12 protein-coding genes are annotated in these 18,532 nt (G+C 44.8%); all 12 read right to left on the bottom strand.

Annotated elements, in window-relative coordinates:
- Window positions 1–296: 296 nt before the first annotated feature.
- Window positions 297–2,519 carry a hypothetical protein gene (locus ABF638_RS04850; RefSeq protein ID WP_435020713.1) on the bottom strand — a complete coding sequence of 741 codons (2,223 nt, stop codon included), beginning with the start codon at window positions 2,517–2,519 and terminating at the stop codon, window positions 297–299.
- A 156-nt stretch (window positions 2,520–2,675) separates the two neighbouring features.
- On the bottom strand, window positions 2,676–3,938 hold the full coding sequence (locus ABF638_RS04855) for a GAF domain-containing protein (protein WP_435020715.1): 1,263 nt from the start codon (window positions 3,936–3,938) through the stop codon (window positions 2,676–2,678).
- Window positions 3,939–3,967: 29 nt separating this feature from the next.
- Complete coding sequence (locus ABF638_RS04860; protein ID WP_435020717.1) at window positions 3,968–4,993, bottom strand: chemotaxis protein CheW; 1,026 nt, start codon at window positions 4,991–4,993, stop codon at window positions 3,968–3,970.
- A gap of 225 nt (window positions 4,994–5,218) precedes the next feature.
- On the bottom strand, window positions 5,219–5,614 hold the full coding sequence (locus ABF638_RS04865; RefSeq protein ID WP_435020719.1) for a four helix bundle protein: 396 nt from the start codon (window positions 5,612–5,614) through the stop codon (window positions 5,219–5,221).
- A 64-nt stretch (window positions 5,615–5,678) separates the two neighbouring features.
- Complete coding sequence (locus ABF638_RS04870) at window positions 5,679–8,807, bottom strand: hybrid sensor histidine kinase/response regulator (RefSeq protein WP_435020721.1); 3,129 nt, start codon at window positions 8,805–8,807, stop codon at window positions 5,679–5,681.
- A 157-nt stretch (window positions 8,808–8,964) separates the two neighbouring features.
- Entirely contained in the window at window positions 8,965–14,211 is a 5,247-nt protein-coding gene (locus ABF638_RS04875) for a GAF domain-containing protein (RefSeq protein WP_435020723.1), read from the bottom strand.
- A 314-nt stretch (window positions 14,212–14,525) separates the two neighbouring features.
- Window positions 14,526–15,059 (bottom strand): chemotaxis protein CheW, encoded by a 534-nt coding sequence (locus ABF638_RS04880; RefSeq protein WP_435020725.1) that lies wholly within the window; start codon window positions 15,057–15,059, stop codon window positions 14,526–14,528.
- 14 nt (window positions 15,060–15,073) lie between these two features.
- Entirely contained in the window at window positions 15,074–15,436 is a 363-nt protein-coding gene (locus tag ABF638_RS04885) for a response regulator transcription factor (RefSeq protein WP_069071669.1), read from the bottom strand.
- Between the two features lie 147 nt (window positions 15,437–15,583).
- Window positions 15,584–16,915, bottom strand: coding sequence for a response regulator (locus tag ABF638_RS04890; RefSeq protein WP_435020728.1), 1,332 nt, complete (start codon window positions 16,913–16,915; stop codon window positions 15,584–15,586).
- Window positions 16,916–17,170: 255 nt separating this feature from the next.
- Window positions 17,171–17,344: a hypothetical protein gene (locus tag ABF638_RS04895; RefSeq protein WP_181852931.1), complete on the bottom strand. Its 174-nt coding sequence runs from the start codon at window positions 17,342–17,344 to the stop codon at window positions 17,171–17,173.
- A gap of 14 nt (window positions 17,345–17,358) precedes the next feature.
- Entirely contained in the window at window positions 17,359–18,066 is a 708-nt protein-coding gene (locus ABF638_RS04900; RefSeq protein WP_435020730.1) for a gas vesicle protein GvpC, read from the bottom strand.
- Window positions 18,067–18,141: 75 nt separating this feature from the next.
- On the bottom strand, window positions 18,142–18,363 hold the full coding sequence (gene gvpA, locus ABF638_RS04905; protein WP_012408764.1) for a gas vesicle structural protein GvpA: 222 nt from the start codon (window positions 18,361–18,363) through the stop codon (window positions 18,142–18,144).
- Window positions 18,364–18,532 lie beyond the last annotated feature (169 nt).

Raw genomic sequence — 18,532 nt, forward strand, 5'->3', positions numbered from 1 at the left:
CTAGACTAGGTATACGATACAATAAAAGTTTAAGCATAAATTACGCCTAAATTATTAGTTTTTGAGTAATGAGTTAGGAGTTAGAAGTAATGAGTAATGAGTGGATCAGAAATGGGTATTTACTCATTGTAAAATTTTTTATGCTCAGATCGCCGTCATCCTCCTAACAGAGGTTAACTCTTTTCAAATGCGATCGCTCATGCATGGATGTGCTATGAACTGAAGCGCTTTTATTGGGGGTCTATGTTAAAACTGCTGTAATTCATGTGCAACAAGCATTTCGGTAGGTATTGAGTTCAAGTTAGAGATTTTGCGAGAAGATGACCATCCAAAACCAGGCTAAGTTGCCCATTGGCAAGAAGGCTAGTTCCTTGGATATAAGCAGGAACTGGGATTGCTTCCCCCAAAGGATGGATCGCAGCGGATTGTTTGCCGATTATGCAATCTACTTCTAAAGCACATCGTTTGTCTAAGTAACGAAATACTAATAAAGGCTTATCCTGCTTGAAAGCATTTAGTGTATCTGTCCTGTAAGTGGTAACTGAGGTGCGAAGCTGGTTAGGACAAATCAGCACATCAGTCAATAAGTGGATAGGGACGAGCATTTCTGTTGTTAGATCCTCACGATCGCAACCAAGCAAGCCACTGGTGCCAGAAGACTGCAAAAATAACATGCGTCCCGCTTGAGTTTGGATAATTTGTTCGGACTGGGATAGACAAATCTGCTCTACGGAATCGGCAATAAATGCATAGACTCTGGAGTTAGCTTGGCAGACGATAAGTTGAGCAATTTTTTGATCGAGGGGAATTTGGAGCGAGAAGGCTGTACCATGTCCAGTTTTAGACTTCAATACTATTCTTCCCTGAATAGCTGTTAATTGCTTGCAAACTTCAGTTAATTCTGCTCCTAACTCTAAAGCAGCACGATCGCATAAAACAGATGAAACCTCTGGTTCAAGTACTAGCTCTTGTAAAATATTTCCTGGTTTTGTAAGGGCGAGTCCTTGGGCTGAAGCTTGTTGATAAATTTGAGATAAGTTAAGTCCTGCGCCATCATCACAGCCATCAATAATCAGTTGATTTCCTTGCTGGTAAACTTGAATTTCAATAATACCGTTGCTATTTTTACCAAGGTGTTGGCGTGTTTGGCCAGACTCAATACTTTGCTCTAGTAAATAGCAACTTATATGCAACAAGAGGGTGCGGAGGCGATCGCTAAATGCCCGATCGACTTGGATATCGCTAATTTGTAAATGTAGTTTAGCAGACTTATCTTGTAGAGCTTGTAACTGAGACCAAAGGCGATGCAACGGTTCTAAAGCTACTTTTAAAGGAATAGTTGTAACTTTTTTGACTAAATTGGAAGACTGGTTAAGTAACTTTTCCTGCTGTATGAGTTCTTGTTTGAGTTGATGATGATTGTTATTAAGGGAATAAACAGTTGATGCCACTTGAGACGCTTCAGCCAAAACAGATTGAAGAGTACCGTATAATTGCTGAGAGCGAGAAGCCGCTAGAGGAGAAAGGGTATCTGAAATTGCTGCTAAACGTCCTGACCATTCCTGTAGATTATCCAGCAGGTGTTGTAATCGTTTAACTTGTCGGAGCAACCGCCCGATCGTATGTTGCTGTTGTTCTTCCTGACAAGCTTGCTGATTATAGTTAATTAATAATGTTGCAATTAGCGCGTTTAGTTGTTCAAGATGCTTAATATTGATAGGTGTAGCGGCTGGAATACTTGTTGCAAGAATGGTAGAAATGGATTCTTGCAAAGAGAGTGGATGGCGATCGCGAACAGATTTAACTAGGGATGTTTCAGATATTTCAGCAGACAGGGAAAAATCCCCCAACCAAGCATGAAAATCTTCTTCCCCATACTCCTCCAGGTTTGTTAGTTCCCCTACCTTGATGGGAAGCTGCTCGATATCTACGTGAACAAGGCTGCCAGACTGGGGGCTAGTTTCATCTATTAGTTCTCTGTCAAGACTTTCCTTGTCTTTAACGATAACTTGCTCCGCAGAAGATTCTACCTTGGCCAAGCGATCGCCAAACTGAATAACTGGTTGATATTCTTGCGGTTGCTCTAACGATGTCTCAAGATTTGTTTCCTGGGAATCGCCAAACTCTGCTTGTAGACGAGCAACAATGGCAGACATCCGCTCCAGAATTTCTACTTCGTCAATTTGCGAGGCTGTTAAAAATGCCATCAACAGCATTTGTAGGCAATCTAATCCTTCCGACAACAGCGAGGCGATTGGGGCGTTGACAGTTGCCCGATACTGATGCAAAAGCTGAAAAATCTCTTCTAGTGCAGCCGCAACTACGGCAATGGCATCTAGCTCGGCTGCTATGGCAATCGAATGCAGAGAGCGAGCAGCTTCCATGAGAGCCAAAGCTGTACCAGGGTTACTGTCTTTTGTATAGTTAGGCAACTCCTGCTCCAAGAACAGCAACAGATCGATCGCTTCTTCTAGGAAGCGATCGTCGTTCTGCGGTTGGGGGACAAAATCGGTACTCATGAAAACAACTCTCAGTTTCTATGGGTTTGTGACAATTCTATGGCTTCGACATTAGACTTCTTACAGAAGTGGGGAAAAGGGTAAGGGGTAAAGGGGAAAGGGCTAATAAAAACCCTTTTCCCTTTAACCTTTTCCCTTTCCCCCCTCTTGCAAAAGTTACTTTTGCAAGAGGTCTATTGATTTGAGGGTACAAGCAGCGATGTCGCCGATCGCTCGAAATTGCTCGTGGATTTGCGCGATTGACTCCAGCCCAGCACTGATTTGGCGATCGCACGGTTCGATAGCAGAAGTAACGTCTGCTGCTGCCACCTGGAGTTCTTGGAACCATTCCTCTATATTTAGGGTGCTGTCGCGGGCTTGACGGGCGAGAATTTCCACCTGTTCGGCAGCAGCTAGCAAACCTCGTTCCTGGTCGTTAGCTTTTGTGGCTTCGATGGCTGTATTCAGGGACAAAACCTGAATTTTGGTACTCAAGCCTTCCACAAGGCCAACAAAGCCAGAAGCTTGCTGGCAAAATTCACCAAGGTATTGCAGCTGTTTATTAGTAATAGCAACAGTATCTTGAATAGACATTAAATGCTCGTTGGCAAGCTCGGCGATTCTTGCTCCTTCTTGTACAGCCTGGCTCACCTGCTGAAATGGCACTAGTAACTCAGAGCGATCGCAGGATTCAGCCTTTTGCTGTTGAACAGGTGGAGCTACTATTTCAGCCCAGCGCAAGTTAATTGTCAACATCATTCCTACTTGTTGTAGCAAACTGCGCTCTGCTTCCTGCCATTGTCGGGGTTGGAGGCAATGATGAATAACTAAAAAACCCCAAGGCTGTTGTTTGACAATCAAGGGTAAGCAGAGGCTAGTTTGCACCTGAAAGCGTTGCCAAAATTGCTGTTGGCGGGGAGTTAATTCTAATACTTCAGTTAGGTTGCCCTGCGAGTGTTGTCCGTCGCCAACATCGGGTTTATTAACAAACAAATTTATCGGTAGGGATTGGTTGAGCAAGGATGTCCAACCTGCTTGTATAGCTTCAGCGATCGCTCGACTGCGATTATCTTCCTCAAAACGATAAATCAAAACGCGATCGGCGTTGAGAACATCTCGAAGGGCGGTGACTGTAACCTCCAAAAGTTCAGCTTGACCTTTTGCTTGCTGCATTTGCCGATCAATGGCCGCAAGTTGTTCTCGCTGGAGTTGAAAAGCCCCTCGAACATTTTCATCATTATCACTGGGCGAATCCTTAGCCAAAGCTTGGATAAAAGCTTCGATTTGACTTACCTTCTGCTGCAATTGAGCGACCTTTGGCCCCTTAGCAGATTGAAAGACTGCTTTGATTAGAGCCACATTAGCCAAAATTTCTTCTATCTGGATTTCATTTTCAACAGGCTGGGTTTCAGAATTAGGGTCTAAAGTTGCGATCGTCACAGAAAACTCCTTGGCAGCATCAAGTTAAATCAGTGGGTTTGCCATTGCAATGTTTGGGCGATCGCTCTGGTGTCTAAAATCCAGCGATCGCCTGGCAGAATACCTCGAACAAAATTTAGCAGTTTGTTTGGGGAAAGGTCGGTTGGTGCCGATTGTGCTTGCTGTAAATCCTGCCACTCTACATCGTAGACATGAGCCACCAAAAACCCGATTACCTGATTTTGCAGTTCGAGAACCAGAACCATTGGCTTTTCTGGTCGTGACTGCCGCTTCAAAAGCGGCGCATAACCAAGCAAATGTTCCAAGTCAACTAGCCGTAGCATTTGTCCTTGCCAATTATAGAAACCTAAAATCCAACTTGGTAAGGCCGGGGCTGGGGAAATTTCTTGGCTAGCGAGATGAATAATGTCCTGTATTGAGTCAAATGGTAGCAATCCACTTCCTTGATTCCCCAAGGAAAAACGGAGAAATCTTTGCCGTTGTTCGCCTGATGTCAGCCCAGCAGACAAGGTTGGGGTTGTTCCGGGCAACCCCAACTTATCAGCCAATATCTGGCTCATACCAAAAAGAAGTACTTTGAGTGGTTCCTCATTTGGTGCTACAGGCAAAACAGCCATGTGGCTAACACAGCTTAACTCCGCCACTTGCCGATAAGACCACGGCACCGGACGCACTGCTTCTAAAGGAATATCGATTAAGGCAGGGGGCTTGTCCACAGGAATGCCACAAATTTCCCCAGTCCGTGTTTGAGTCAGAAGTAAGAAGCGTCCTGAAGTGTCAACCGCAGAGGGAACTTGATGCGCCTGTTGGCCTTGTACTTGCTGAATGAACTTCTGGCGCAAATCCACAATCGTAATGGTTTGCGCTCCCAAATCGACCATCCCGATACCACTTTCAACCGTACTGCGAATAGGGGGACAAGCCATCACCTTGAGAACTGCACCAACTGGCAGAGCAAATAAATAGTCTGCGATCGCAAAAACAACGACTCGTAATGAGTCACGCTCGCTCACAGCGCCAGATAATCGCTTAAACGGAAAGGGAGTGTTAAGCATAAATAATAGAAAGGGTAAAGGGGAAAGGGTAAAGGGTAAAGGGGAAAGGGTAAAGGGGAAAGGGTAAAGGGGAAAGGGTAAAGGGTAAAGGGGAAAGGGTGCAAGCCCCTAAACTTTATTTATGGAGGGGAAAAAGATTCAATTCCAGACTATTGCGCAAGAATTGAGGCATCCTTACTTCAAGCCCCTAACTAAAGTTAGGGGCTTCCCTTTCCCCTTTCCCCTTTAACCTTTTCCCTGCCCGAAGGGCATTGACTGATTTATAGATTGAATTTGATTAGATAGCATACGGCTCAACTCTATAGCTTGATTAGAAAGTTGTGTATAAGTTGGTTGGTCTAGATAGCCTACTTCTAACGCTACTCTTAAAAGACTGCGAACTTCACCAGCAGACCCTTTAGCAATATTTAGAAAGTTTAAGTATTCTTTGCGAGAATATCGTTCAAATCCTTCTGCAATATTTGTAGGTATTGATACGGATGCACGTCTTAACTGATCTCTTAAACCAAAGTCTCTACTCAGTTCACCTTCCTTAGTCCTTAAGTATATTTGCTTAACTAAGTCAATACCTTTTTGCCATACTTTTAAATCCTCAAAAGTTTCAATTTTTTTCCTTTCCATTCCTTCCCTTCCCCGTTCCCCTTTACCCCTTCCCCTTTACCCCTTCCCCTTTACCCTTTACCCTTTACCCATTAACCAGTTCAGCGATCGCCGCTAGAAAGCTCTGTTCTGAATAGGGTTTGGTCATGTAAGCTTTCGCCCCTAGAGCTAAAGCTAATTGGCGGTGCTTCTGTCCGCTACGAGTAGTCAGCATTACTACAGGAATCCCGGACAAACGCTCGTCTTGGCGATGGTGTTCTAAAAACTCAAATCCATTCATACGCGGCATTTCAATGTCACAAATCACTAAATCGACATCACTGTGTTGCACCATTTGAGCGATCGCCTCTCGACCATCGCCTGCTTGCAACACTTGATAATCGGCTTTTTGGAGCGTCTGCACCAAACTTTGCCTTTGGACAACCGAATCTTCCACGACTAACACTGTCAGTCGGTTAGGTTGAGCAACGGCTGTATTGACTTCCATCGGCTGTTGCTGCGGTTGCGTTATAGTTGCGGATTGCTGTGCCTCTAGAGTAAGAACAGGCTCAGGCGCGGGCAATATTGCAAGACTTGATGCTGGGGAAGTCGGCATCATATCTGTCTCCCAAGTTTGCCGAACTAACTCCAACGGGTCAACGATTAGGGTCAGACTACCATTTCCCAACACGCTGTAGCCTTGGATGTAACTAGGTAAAGTCAGGACTCTGCCGAGGGATTTAATTACTAATTCCTGCTCGACTAAAATCTGATCTACTTGCAAACACAGGTATTGATGCTCTGTTTCTAACAGCAGCAGAGGTTCGATGGTGTTCCGTTGTTTGACTGGAAAAGGACTTAGGTTTAAATTGTGGTCTTGGGTGAATAAAGGATATTTGTAATCCAGCAAATTCGCAAGCGAGCGGATGGGAACTAATTGCTGATTTTGCCCTTCTCCCCACTGCCAGAATTTTTGGCTGCCTTGCCCATGTAAAGATTGCTGGACTTGAATCTGCTCTGGCTGCGGTAATAAAACCTGGCTAACTCCTTCAGACAGCAAGCCATAAGTAATACCTTGAGATTGACAAACGAGCAAGCGTGCTGTTGTCAAGCTCAGGGGCAATTGCAGCATGAAGGTGGTTCCCTGCCCTGAAAGCGATCGCACCACAATCGAACCTTGTAAAGCTTGCAATTGAGTGCGAACCACATCTAAGCCGATACCACGACCAGATAACTCACCAACCTGGTTGGCGGTAGAAAAGCCTGGTTCAAATAATAACTCTGCCAGTTGGTCTTCTGAGGCGTAGGCAACTTGTTCGGGAGTCAGCAGGTGTTTTTCTATAGCTCGCTGACGAATGGATTCCCAGTTAAAGCCTCGACCATCATCCCGTACCTCAATAGTAGTGCGGTTGCCTTGATGATAGGCTTTAATTGTAATCGTTCCGGTTTCTGGTTTACCCTGCTGGCGGCGGGTTTCTACCGGTTCAATGCCGTGATCGAAGGCATTGCGAATCATGTGCAGCAAGGGATCGTACAACTGCTCAGAAATGGCTTTATCCACCAGTACCTTCGTACCGCCAAGCTTGAGTTCAACAGGCTTATGATAAGTTGCTACCATCTGTTGCAGGAGGCGGGGTAATCGATTCAACACTGTTCCCAGTGGCACCATTCTGGCTTGCAGCAAATCTTCCTGCGCTCCTGAAAGCAGTTGCTTGCGCTTTCCGAGGCTGAAGCGAGATTGCTGAACTAAGCCATTAACAGCCTCAATCTGTTCTCCTAATTGCACCATGTCTTCTGTCAGATTTTGCAGGAGAATGTGCAACTCGCTATAGTTATCCATTTCTAAGGCATCAAAATTGGATTGTGCCTCGGTAGCAGAGATAACTCGTGGAGATCCATGTATATGTCGCTGCTTGCGTTCGGGAAGCAGCAGATGTCGATCCGACCAAGTAAAAACTTTACTAAGTTGTTGTTGACAGTACAAAAACTGTAGTAGAGTGTCTTGGGCTGCTTTGTGGATGTGGTTAGATTGCAGGTTTTGTTGGTTTTCGCTGATTAGCAATTCCCCAATTGTATGGCTGAGGCGATCGAGCTGTTCTATCGCTACTCGGATACTGGGAAGTGATGCCGATGACTGAGCCTGGAGGCTTGGCGCTGGTGGTGGAGAGGCTGGCCGATCTGAGTCTGAGTATCGGCAGGATGTCTGTGGATCTCCGATCCAGATCGACTGTAAAATCCGATCTATGGCAGAGGGAGCTACTACCGAATCCTGAGAAATAGGTGCCAGTACCTCCGGTGTTTTCGGTAGGGAGTTATCAGTCCGCTTCGGGAAAAACGACCAAATTGATTCCGCTTCGCTGGCACTGAGGAGGGGGGATGGCTTATTCTCAGTTGTAGGCGTTTCTGTGGGTTGGGCAGCGATCGCAACTGGCTGCTCTTGCGATTCTGGGACAGGAATAGTTAGTCCTGCCCATTCTCGCAATTGTGGAGATATTTCTCCCCCTTGAGTGCGATCGCCTGCAAGTACTGCTATTTGAGCTGCTTTAAAATTTTCTAAAGCCGCCTGAGCGATTTGCAATACTTTGTCTGGATGTGCTTTGAGCGCGTTTAGGGTCGCCTGGGCAATTTCTTCTAATCCCGATAAGCCATAAGATGCTGCTAGTTCGACAAAAAATTCTGCTTGGGAGTTGAGTGTTGTTTGAATTTGTTGCGGATCTTGGCTTTGGATGTCAGTTTCCAGTTGTTGCAAATCCTGGAGTACACTCCCGGAAAAGATTGACTCTACGACATCAAAGCCAAGTTCTTCCGAACTAGGAAGCGGAGCCTCACGACCAAAAAAGTCGCCTAGTTTATGTTGGAGTTGGGCAAAGATTGAGGCAGTTCGATCGAGTATTTCTGCCTCATTGCAGGTTAAGCCCATCAAAGCTGCACTCAATGGAGTTCGCAGGCACTCATAAGCATCTAGAAGCAAAGCACCCAATTCTGGATCGATTTCCAGTTCTGGAGCGTATAACGCTTGGAATACATCTTCCAAATGATGGGCAATCGTCTGAATAGTTTCTTGCCCAACACTGGCAGCACTCCCTTTGATAGTATGGGCGCTTCGCATCAAGGCATGAACTTTTTCTATTGTTTTTTCATCAAGTAGACCGATCAGATTCTGCTCAATGGTTTGCAACAACTCTGCCGCTTCAGCAAGAAAAGCCTGCTCTTGATTACTGGGATCGGGGTTCATAATACGCTTGGTGTCAAGGAGATTTATCTGTTAAGGCAGGCAGGGGGAGCAGGGGAGGCAGGGGAGCAGAGGAGAGTTGTTTCTCCCCTGCCCCTCCGCCCCTCTGCCCCTCTGCCCCTCTGCCTTATCCTGAGAACAAATATTCACCACGACTTACTTAGTCAACTTTGAACTGGCTAACGCTGGTTTCCAGTTGTTGTGAAGTCATCCGTAGTTCCTCAAAAGACTCGGAAATGTGGATGGCACTTTCTGAAGTCTTGCGGGCGATCGCTGAAACATCCATCATTGCCTCTGTCAACATTTGAGATTGCTGACTTTGATGGGAAACTGCTTGGGTAATTCCTTGCACCAGTCCACCAATTTCGTTGGTAGCTACCACGATCGCACTTAGGGAATGACGAGTCTCATCGATCAAGTTCGAGCCTTGGACGACTTGGCTAATCCCTATTTCCATTGCTTCGGTAACTTCGTTGGTGCCAGCTTGAATTTCTTGCACGAGTCGCTCAATTTCTGTGGTGGCACTAGCCGACTGATAAGCCAGAGAACGAACTTCATCTGCAACCACCGCAAAGCCTTTGCCATACTCTCCGGCACGGGTAGCCTCGATCGCAGCATTGAGTGCCAGCAAATTAGTTTGAGTGGCAAAGTTTTCAATCAGACTCACTACTTTCGAGATTTTCTGAGAAGCTTCACCGAGACGTTTAATCTTCTTGGCTGTTTCCGACACAGTTTCTCGAATTTCCAAAATGCCATCTACGGTTCTTTCCATCAGGGAATCACCAGCTTGGACGGTGTTATTAGCTCTTTGCACCGCCTGTCCGACTCTTTGAGCATCAGCAGCAACTATCTGGGTGGAAGTTACCATCATTTGTAATTGTTCCAGAGCGTTTTCGAGCCGTTCTGCCTGCTGTTGAGCTTGGTCAGATAGTTTCACTACTGAGATAGTGTTATTGCTGGAAGTTTCACTCACCCTGCCAGCAGCAACCTGCACTTGTCGCACTAAATCTCGCAAACTTTGGATCGTAGTATTGTAACCATCGGCGATCGTCCCAATTTCATCTTCAGATAGGGGCGCTCGAACGGTAAGATCGCCTCTGAAGGATGGTTCCAAAGCCATGAGAACGCGGATTGCTCCTTGTTGGAGTTTTTCGCGGGCGGTGCGTTCGCGCTCTGCTGCTTCTGCTAGTTGCTGCTCTTGAGTACGCACCTGTGTTAGGTAGTCTGCAAGATTGAGGGCAATACCAATCTGGACGCTGGCTTGGTTGAGAACATCCTCCTCGGATTGCTCCCACTGGCGCGGTGCGCTATTTTGATAAACTCCCATCAGCCCCCATAGCCGATTTTCTTGAAAAATCGGAGAAATCATGTAGGCTTTAGTTCCCCACATTTCTAACAATTGGATGTGACATTCGTCATGACCGACAGTATATATATTGTCAACCTGCAAACTTTCTTTGCGGACATAACGCCCTCCTTGGTTGTACTGGAGATAGGTATCTCTAACTTTGGCAAGGCTAGTTCCCACCAGCTTAGGCCAATCCCCAGTCACAGACTCAACTACAAATTCTCCAGACCAATCAGGCTCAAAACGGTAAACTCCAACTCGATCTACTTTGAGCAGTTGACGAAGTTCGTGGGTGGCAAACTGGATAAATTCCAGAACATTACCATGACTTTGGGCCATCTCTGTTAACCGACTTGGCAGGCGATAGGAAAATCGGGCGTTTGCTACTTCCCGTTCTGCCAGTTTTATCAGTTCCTCATTCTTGGTTAAGGTTTGTTGTAAGTATTGCGATTGCTGGACGGCAACCCCAAACTGCGTGCCGATTTTCGCTACCAAGTTGACTTCATTCTCTTGCCATTGCCGCGGCCCGCTATTTTGGTAAGCTCCTAACAAACCCCAGAGCTTGTTTCCGGCAATAATCGGGGTGATGATATAGGCTCTAATCTGAAATTGTTCGAGAATTTTCAAGTGGCACTGGGCATGACCAGCAGTGTAAACGTCATTAATTACAAACGTCTCGTTGTTGCGATAGCGTCCACCTTGGGTTTGTTGTAGGTGTTCATCTTCCCATATAGTTCTGATATCGGGGCCAACCAAAGCCACCCATTCACGACTTACAGATTCGGCAATAAACTCCCCACCCCAATCTGGATTGAAGCGATACACTGCGAGACGATCGCATTCCAAATGCGATCGCAATTCTGGTAGGGCATTGCGGAAAATCGTATCTAGCTCTTGAACTTGGCGAATTTTTTCTGACAGCCGTGTTAATGCTCGTTCCCCTTCTGCGGTTCTGGCTAACTCTGCATTCTTATTCTTGAGCTGTTCGATATACTTAACCTGTTGCAAGCCTATACCCATTTGCACAGCTACTTTTCGCAACAGTTGCACATCCTTGGATTTCCACTCGCGAGGGCCAGTATTTTGGTATGCTCCGATAAAGCCCCAGAGTTTGTTTCCAATAAAGATCGGAGCGATCGCGTAAGCCTTAGCCTGGATTTTTTCTAATATCTCTAGGTAGCACTGAACGTGACCGGCAGTGTAGATATCATTGACAACAAAGGTTTCATGATTGCGATAGCGTCCGCCCTGAGTTTCTTGTAAATGTTCGTCCATCCAAATCGTTTTGATGTCGGAATCAGCTAAAGACAACCATTTATCTTTTACGGATTCGGCAACAAACTCCACACTCCAGTCGGGATGAAAGTGAAATACTGCTAGGCGATCGCACTGTAGTTGTTTGCGTAAACTTGGCAGCACATTCAGGAAAATTGTGTCCATATCCTGTGCTTGACGGATTTTTTCCACCATCCCTGTCAGCACTTGTTCCTCTTCTGCTGCCCGCGCCAACTCTGCATTCTTCATCTTCAGCTGTTCGATGTACTCAACTTGCTGCACGCTTAACCCCAACTGAATGCCCAATTTGGTCAGCAATCGCACCTCTTCGGAATTCCACTGGCGTGACCCACTATTTTGGTAAGCCCCTAACAAACCCCAAAGTTTGTTGCCAGCAAAAATGGGAGCGATGGTGTAAGCTTTAACTTGGAACTGCTCTAACAGGTCGATGTGGCACTGGGCATAACCAACAGTATAGATGTCATTGACGGCCAAGGTTTCATTGTTGCGATAGCGTCCGCCCTGGGTTTGCTGTAGGTGTTCGTCTTCCCATACGGTCTTGATATCGGGGCCAACCAGAGGCACCCAGTCACTTCCTACAGATTCAGCAATAAATTCACCACTCCAGTCAGAGTTGAAGCGATATATTGCAAGGCGATCGCATTTGAACAACTGCCGCAATTCTGCCAAGGTAGTGCGGTAAATAGTTTCTAGCTGTTGGGAATTACGCATTCTATCCGCCATTCGTGCGATCGCGTTTTCTACTTCAGCTACTTGGGTCATTTCTAGATTTTTTAACCGTAGCTGTTCGATATATTCAGCTTGCTGGAGGGCAATGCTCAACGGTTCGGCAATCTGCAACAAAGCACCGGCCTCTTCCTCAGTCCATTTCCGAACCTCAGAATTCTGATAGGCTGCTAACAAACCCCAAAGATTACCAGCGCGGAAGATGGGAACAATGATGTATGCTTTGGCTTGAAACTTCTCTAATGTTTCTAAATAGCAAGGTGAAAAACCAGCAGCAGAAATATCGTTGACTTTACGGAAGCGCGTTCCTTTGGCGTACATTCCACCCTGCGTTTCCTTAAGATGGGTATCGGCATCAGCTTTAACAGGGGAGCCATAATCCTTAATATTGCAACGTTCTGAAGATATCAGACCTGTTTTTAAAGTGCTGTCTTGTTCCTGCATCTCCAACAGTGACGACCAACCAGCAGCCACAGATTCAGCGATCACTTCTCCACTCCAGTCTGGATGAAATTGATAAACGACAACGCGATCGCATTTTAAAAATCGCCGCAACTCTTGGGTCGTAATCCGGAAAAGGGTGCGAAGATCCGTTGCTTGCCCAATCTTTTCAATGATGCCGAAAACAGTACGTTCTCGTTCAACAAGTTTGGCTGACTCCTCAGAGCGGTGATAAAGTTGTTGCTGATATTGCACCTGTTGAATAGTAATACTAGACAAAGTTGCAACCTGCACCATTAGGCGAACTTCACTATCTTTCCACTGACGAGGCTGAGAATTTTGATAGGCAGCGAGCAAGCCCCACAACTTTTCTCCCTGGAAGATGGCAACAATAATGTATGCTTTGGCTTGATAAGCTTCTAAAATTTTGATATAGCAGTCAGAAAAACCAGCACTATAGATATCATTAGTGACTCGATAAATCTGTCCGCGATGGAAAGTTTTGCCTTGGGTGTGCTGAATGTAGCTATCTGCACTGTGCGATCGCCCTGTTGTCCCAGCCAATCCGCCTTCGTCTGCAAGGTTCCTAACACTGCAATAGTTAACATTATTGACAATTGCTGGGTTGTTTCGCTGTTCTTCTAATAGAGAAACCCACTCAGATCCAGCAGATTCAGCAATAAATTCCCCACTCCAATCTGGCTGGAAACGATAAATTGCCACGCGATCGCATTTTAGTGACTGTCGCACTTCTTGGGTAGCAACGCGAAAGATGGTATCCAAATCTTTGGACTGGAGAATTTTATTCGCTACACCGACAAGGATTTGGTCTTTTTCCACTTCTTGTTGCAACGCAGCCTGGATCGCGGCAACTTGCAGTTGCGCTTCTAATTCCTGCTCGATTAATTTTAGTAACTGAATTTCAGCATTCTGCCACTGGCGAGCAGCAGCGCATTGCTGCACTACCAACAAACCCCAAACCCCATCTTTTGCTAAGATCGGCAAACTCACACAAGCTCTTACCTGAAACCGCTCCACGAGCTGCTTTTGGTAAGGAGACAAGCTTGCAGTATGAGTATCTGCGATCGCGACTAATTTTTCTTGTTGATAAATCTTGGCAGAACCTAACCCAAAAGTGACGGCGGGCAGTTTTTCCTTCAGCATTGGGGTAAAGCCATCCCTCATTGCCTCCGCAACAACTATCCCCAGCGTCGGATTCGTAAACTCATAAAGCACCACGCGATCGGCTTGCAGTGAGCTTTGTATCTCCATGACAGCAGTAGCCAGCAAGGTATCTAGATCGGAAAATTGGCGGATTTTGCTAGCGATCGCCTGTACTTGCTCTACCTCTAATCCATCTCCTCCGTCTTGATATGGCAACACACTTAGCAGTTCTTTTAACTTGCGGATTCTCTCTCGCAACGGCCCTGTTTCCACCCAATCAGCTTGATCCAGTTCAGTTCGCAATTCTTCTAGAGCGGAGGTGATTTGCTGTTTTGCTGGTACATCAACGGTATGCCCGTTATCGGTTTCCTTAAAACCGTTGCTGGAATTTGACTGAGGTTGGCTAGGTCTAAGATTGTGTTGCGCTACCATGATCTTTCTTGCTATGAAGGTTGTCGGAGTTAAGAAGTAGAATGCAGAGTAAACTTCTTGCAGAAGTCGGGAAAAGGGTAAAGGGATAAGAAATAGGGTTAAAGGTTAAAGGGGAAAGGGAAAAGGAATGAACAAGTCGCCCACGTTAGCGTAGCGGCATGAAGTGCGGGGCGAGGTTTTTACCTCCCAATAATACAAGGATTATTTCGCACACGAGGGCGAGGTTTTTACCTTTCCCCCTTCCCCCTTCCCCTTCTTGATAAAAAAACCCTTTCCCCCAAGAATGCAAAACTATTTTTGCAAGAGGTCTAGTGTTAAAGAGGCTGAAGGGCTTGAATCACAACCTGGGTGTCAAGTAACATCAAAGGGCTACCTTGAGAATCCACAAAGTAACCCTGTAAGAATGAGCCTAGTCGGCCAGGTAACATCGATGTCGAAATCTCTAACCGCTCTTGGGGATCGTGAACTTCAATGGTATTGACTTGCTCTACCAACAGCCCGACGGTTTGATTCTGGACTTGAACAAGCATCGCCATGCCAGAGTTACGCACACTTTCCCGCCGACACCAGTGTGTTGCTCCCAACAAAGCTGCTAAATCAAGAATCCAAATCGCTTCTCCCCGCCAATTCATTATGCCTAACAAGAATTCTGCTACCTGCGGTACTGGCAAAATCTCGGTCAGCGCAACCTGAATTACTCCCCGCAAATCAGCTAATGGGAGTAACCCATTTACCTTTCCATTCAACGGAAATCTTAAAAACCTCTGGTTGTTTCCTTGAGAAGAGTTTTCAAGTCGAAATTGGCTATTAATGGGTAGCGAAGAAAAGCTATCATTGGCCTGTACCATTGCCCTAGTTTCCTTTAGCGAATAAATTTATTAACAGTCTGGAGCAAGGTATTTTCATCTACAGGTTTGACTAAATAGCCATCAGCGCCACTCATATTGCCCCAAGTTCTATCAACATCTGTGTTTTTAGTTGAGCAAATTACTACCGGGATTCCTTTTGTTGTCGGATCGGCTTTCAACTTGCGGCAGAACTCAAATCCACTTTGGCCTGGCAAAATCAAATCCAGTAGAATCAAGTCAGGTTTTTGTTGTTTCAACCGCAGTTGAGCCTCTTCACCACTACGAACTTCATAAACTGAATATCCTCCTTGCTCTAGGTAACGTGTCATCTTTTCGGATTCTGTGAGGCTATCTTCAACTAAAAGAACTTTTTTCATTTTTTTTCCTAACTATTTAATTCAGAATTTGAAAAATAATGGCGACAAATAAATTAACACCAAGCTAGATTTAGAAAGCAATTTCCCTTCCACAATCGGTTTTGAAAATGGATGTAGAGGAGCCACTGGCATGACTGCCGCTTCAACCTAAACGGTTAAATACTTGTGAAGCATATTGAGTACTTTGTCTTGTTCTACAGGTTTACCTAAAAAGTCAGTTGCTCCTACTAATTTTGCTCGCATCCGATCTACTATTCCATCTTTCCCAGTTAAGATGACAACCGGCACATTTTTGAGACTTGGAGTTTTACGGATTTGAGAACAAATTTCATAGCCATTTACTTTTGGCATCAAAAGATCCAAAAAAATGAAGTCTGGCTTGGTTTTAATTAGGTTTAAAACTGCCGTCAAGGAATCTTGAATGCCAACAAAGCGATAACCTTGATGGGTGAGAATTTCCTCCAAACTGCGACAGATCATCGGACTATCATCCACACAAGCTACTAAAGGTCTTGAGACATCAATAATTGCTTTGCTAGCCGCTGGGGGGGCAAATTGTATAACAGTGTTCTCTTCTTTCTTCAGTGAAGAATTGGAATTATTAACTGCACTGGACGGACTGACAATTTCTTTACTAGTTGCTGGGGGAGCAGCTTTGTTGAAATTGGGCGCAAATTGTAAAACAGTGTCCTCTTCTGCCTTTAGTGAAGAATTGGAATTATTAACTGCACCGGACGGGTTGCCAGTTTCTTTACTAATCCCAACCTGCCTGAGCTTTGGGGTAGGTGAAAAAGCGATCGCCCCTGTTTTTACCAATGTCATCAATAACCGAGTCAAAGCTAAGACATCCCGACCGCTTTTTTGCCCTAGACCTCGTAAAGTTTTTGTGCCATCAACTAGAGCAATAATCTGTTTAGAGGATGCTTGTCCTTGGAGTAGCTCAATTTGTTGAATGATCGGAAATAAATTGGGCGAGTAGGTTGCCAGTCCTGCATCTCGCCATTCTTGCCAGGCTTGTGTAGCCCGTTTCAAAACTTCCTCTGTTGGTATTACAGCTAGGAGAACCCCAGGAACTTCACCAACGACGGTAGTAGGTGACAACTGCCCTGCTGGATTGTCGCCATTTTTTTTGGCTTCAATGTACTGCATGATATCAAACAGGACTTCAGCTATTGAGCTTGCAATCAGGCTAACAAGTTGTTGTTGTTCGATTAATTTTTGTTCTCGCAACTTAGCAAGAATGGAATACTCGCGGTAATTTTCCTGGGGAGAGACAAGCTGCTCCAACTGTGTCACATCCAGATTAGAACAGTACCGCAACAAGTGTCGTCGCCATCGCTCATCGGCATTAGAACCGCCAGCCTGCCAAATTAATCGTCCTAAACGAAAATATAGCGTCCAAGTTGGCCCATCCCTTGCTTCAAGATTTAGCCTACCTGTAAATAATTTAGTTTGAAGTTGCTCGATCAATTGATTCACAATAGATCGCACCTCCTTATATATCTTGAGTTTTGCATTTACATTAGAATTTCTCAAACAATCCAGCTTACTAACTTCATTGTGAGATTGCCAATAGCACAGTTCAAAACCTTGATTGAGCTATCCCAGCTTGTTATATCCCTTTCCAATCTGGATATTTTTAAAGTTAAAACCGGAAGATTGAACAAAGATTTAAGCTCTTTTTCTAATTATTAATAGGTTAACTAATTATTAATAGGTTAACTTGTTGCCATGTTACATCTCTTGAGCAAATTGCTTGTATAGATGTGGTTGCAATACAGACTGGAAAAAGATGGAAATGTTGAATACTACAAACCATAGACCAGCTTTAATGCTTATCGATTTTGTACTCTGCTGCTTAAGGCGATAGACATAAGCGATCGCCCAACCGCTAGTCTGCAAATACAAAAAATGAGCTTAAATTAAGTTTGTCCAGAAATTGCTTGTTGCCGAATAAAGTATTGGCGATCGCGTTGTTCCAGTATTCCTTGCTTGATCAAGGAGCGCAGAATATCTATCGTTTGTACCCGGCTTAAGCCTATCACCTCTTCAATTTCTATCAGAGTAGCTCCTTCAGCTTGCTGAATGTATTGCTGCACTTTAGATTTAACATTATCTGCATTCAACGCAGGCGCTTTCCTAGTCATGGTATTGACGGCAGGACGAAAACCTGTGGATTTAATTGCAGAACGGGAAATTGACCATTTTGGAACCGTTGCAACTAATTTTTCTTCTTTAGCAGGAGTCGGGGAAACTGGTTGTTCGGGACTGTAATCGCCCCAAACACTGTTATGTAAGATTGCCCGGAAATTTTGCAAGTTTTGGAATAATGCCTGAGCGTTTGCTGAACGCTGTTGGCGGTATTCTTGCTGGCGTTGCGAGACATCTGTTTTTATTTGCAATATTTCCAATTGCCGCTCTACAATCTCTTGCTGAAATTGCTGCTGTTGTGAGTTCCTGTCGTTGTGAAGGCTGGTAACAAAACTTCTCAATTCTTGATGAAGCACATCTGCTTGTAGCTGAAGTTCTTGTTGAGTTAGCTGTTTCCACTGGTTAACTTTTTGACGGCGTTCAGCAGTTATTTGCAATCGCTGCGATCGCTCTTGTTCCCATAAATTCTTGAGAGCCATCAGATGATATCTCCTATTTTGTTAACTAGAAATATTAAATAGGAGCCATAAAGACTCCCTTTTTCTAATGTGGGGTTAAGCAGCAGATGGAACAGCAGCCTGAGATGTTAAACCAACTGCCTCGGCATATCTTAAGTAAGTTTCAACTGAAGCAATCACAATCCGAGCTTCTATTGATAGCAGTTCAATACCAACTAAAGAAACACGTACCCAAGCATCAATTACAATTCCTTTGTCCAAAATGCGGTCAATAACTTCAGCCAGACTTGAAGATGAGTTAACTTTTTCAACAGCCATTTTCTTTTCCTCTCACAACTCTAATTATTTATTTCATCTTGCTCTGATTGAGCAGTAGGTAAAACTTACACAATGTGTTTTATTCTTCCTGAGTTTAGTGTTCCCAAAAATATAAGATAAATATAAGAAAATAAAAAAATATTAAAAAGTTAACAATATTTTTTTTAAA

Source organism: Nostoc sp. CALU 1950 (assembly GCF_051172895.1).
Classification (GTDB): Bacteria; Cyanobacteriota; Cyanobacteriia; order Cyanobacteriales; family Nostocaceae; genus Nostoc; species Nostoc edaphicum_A.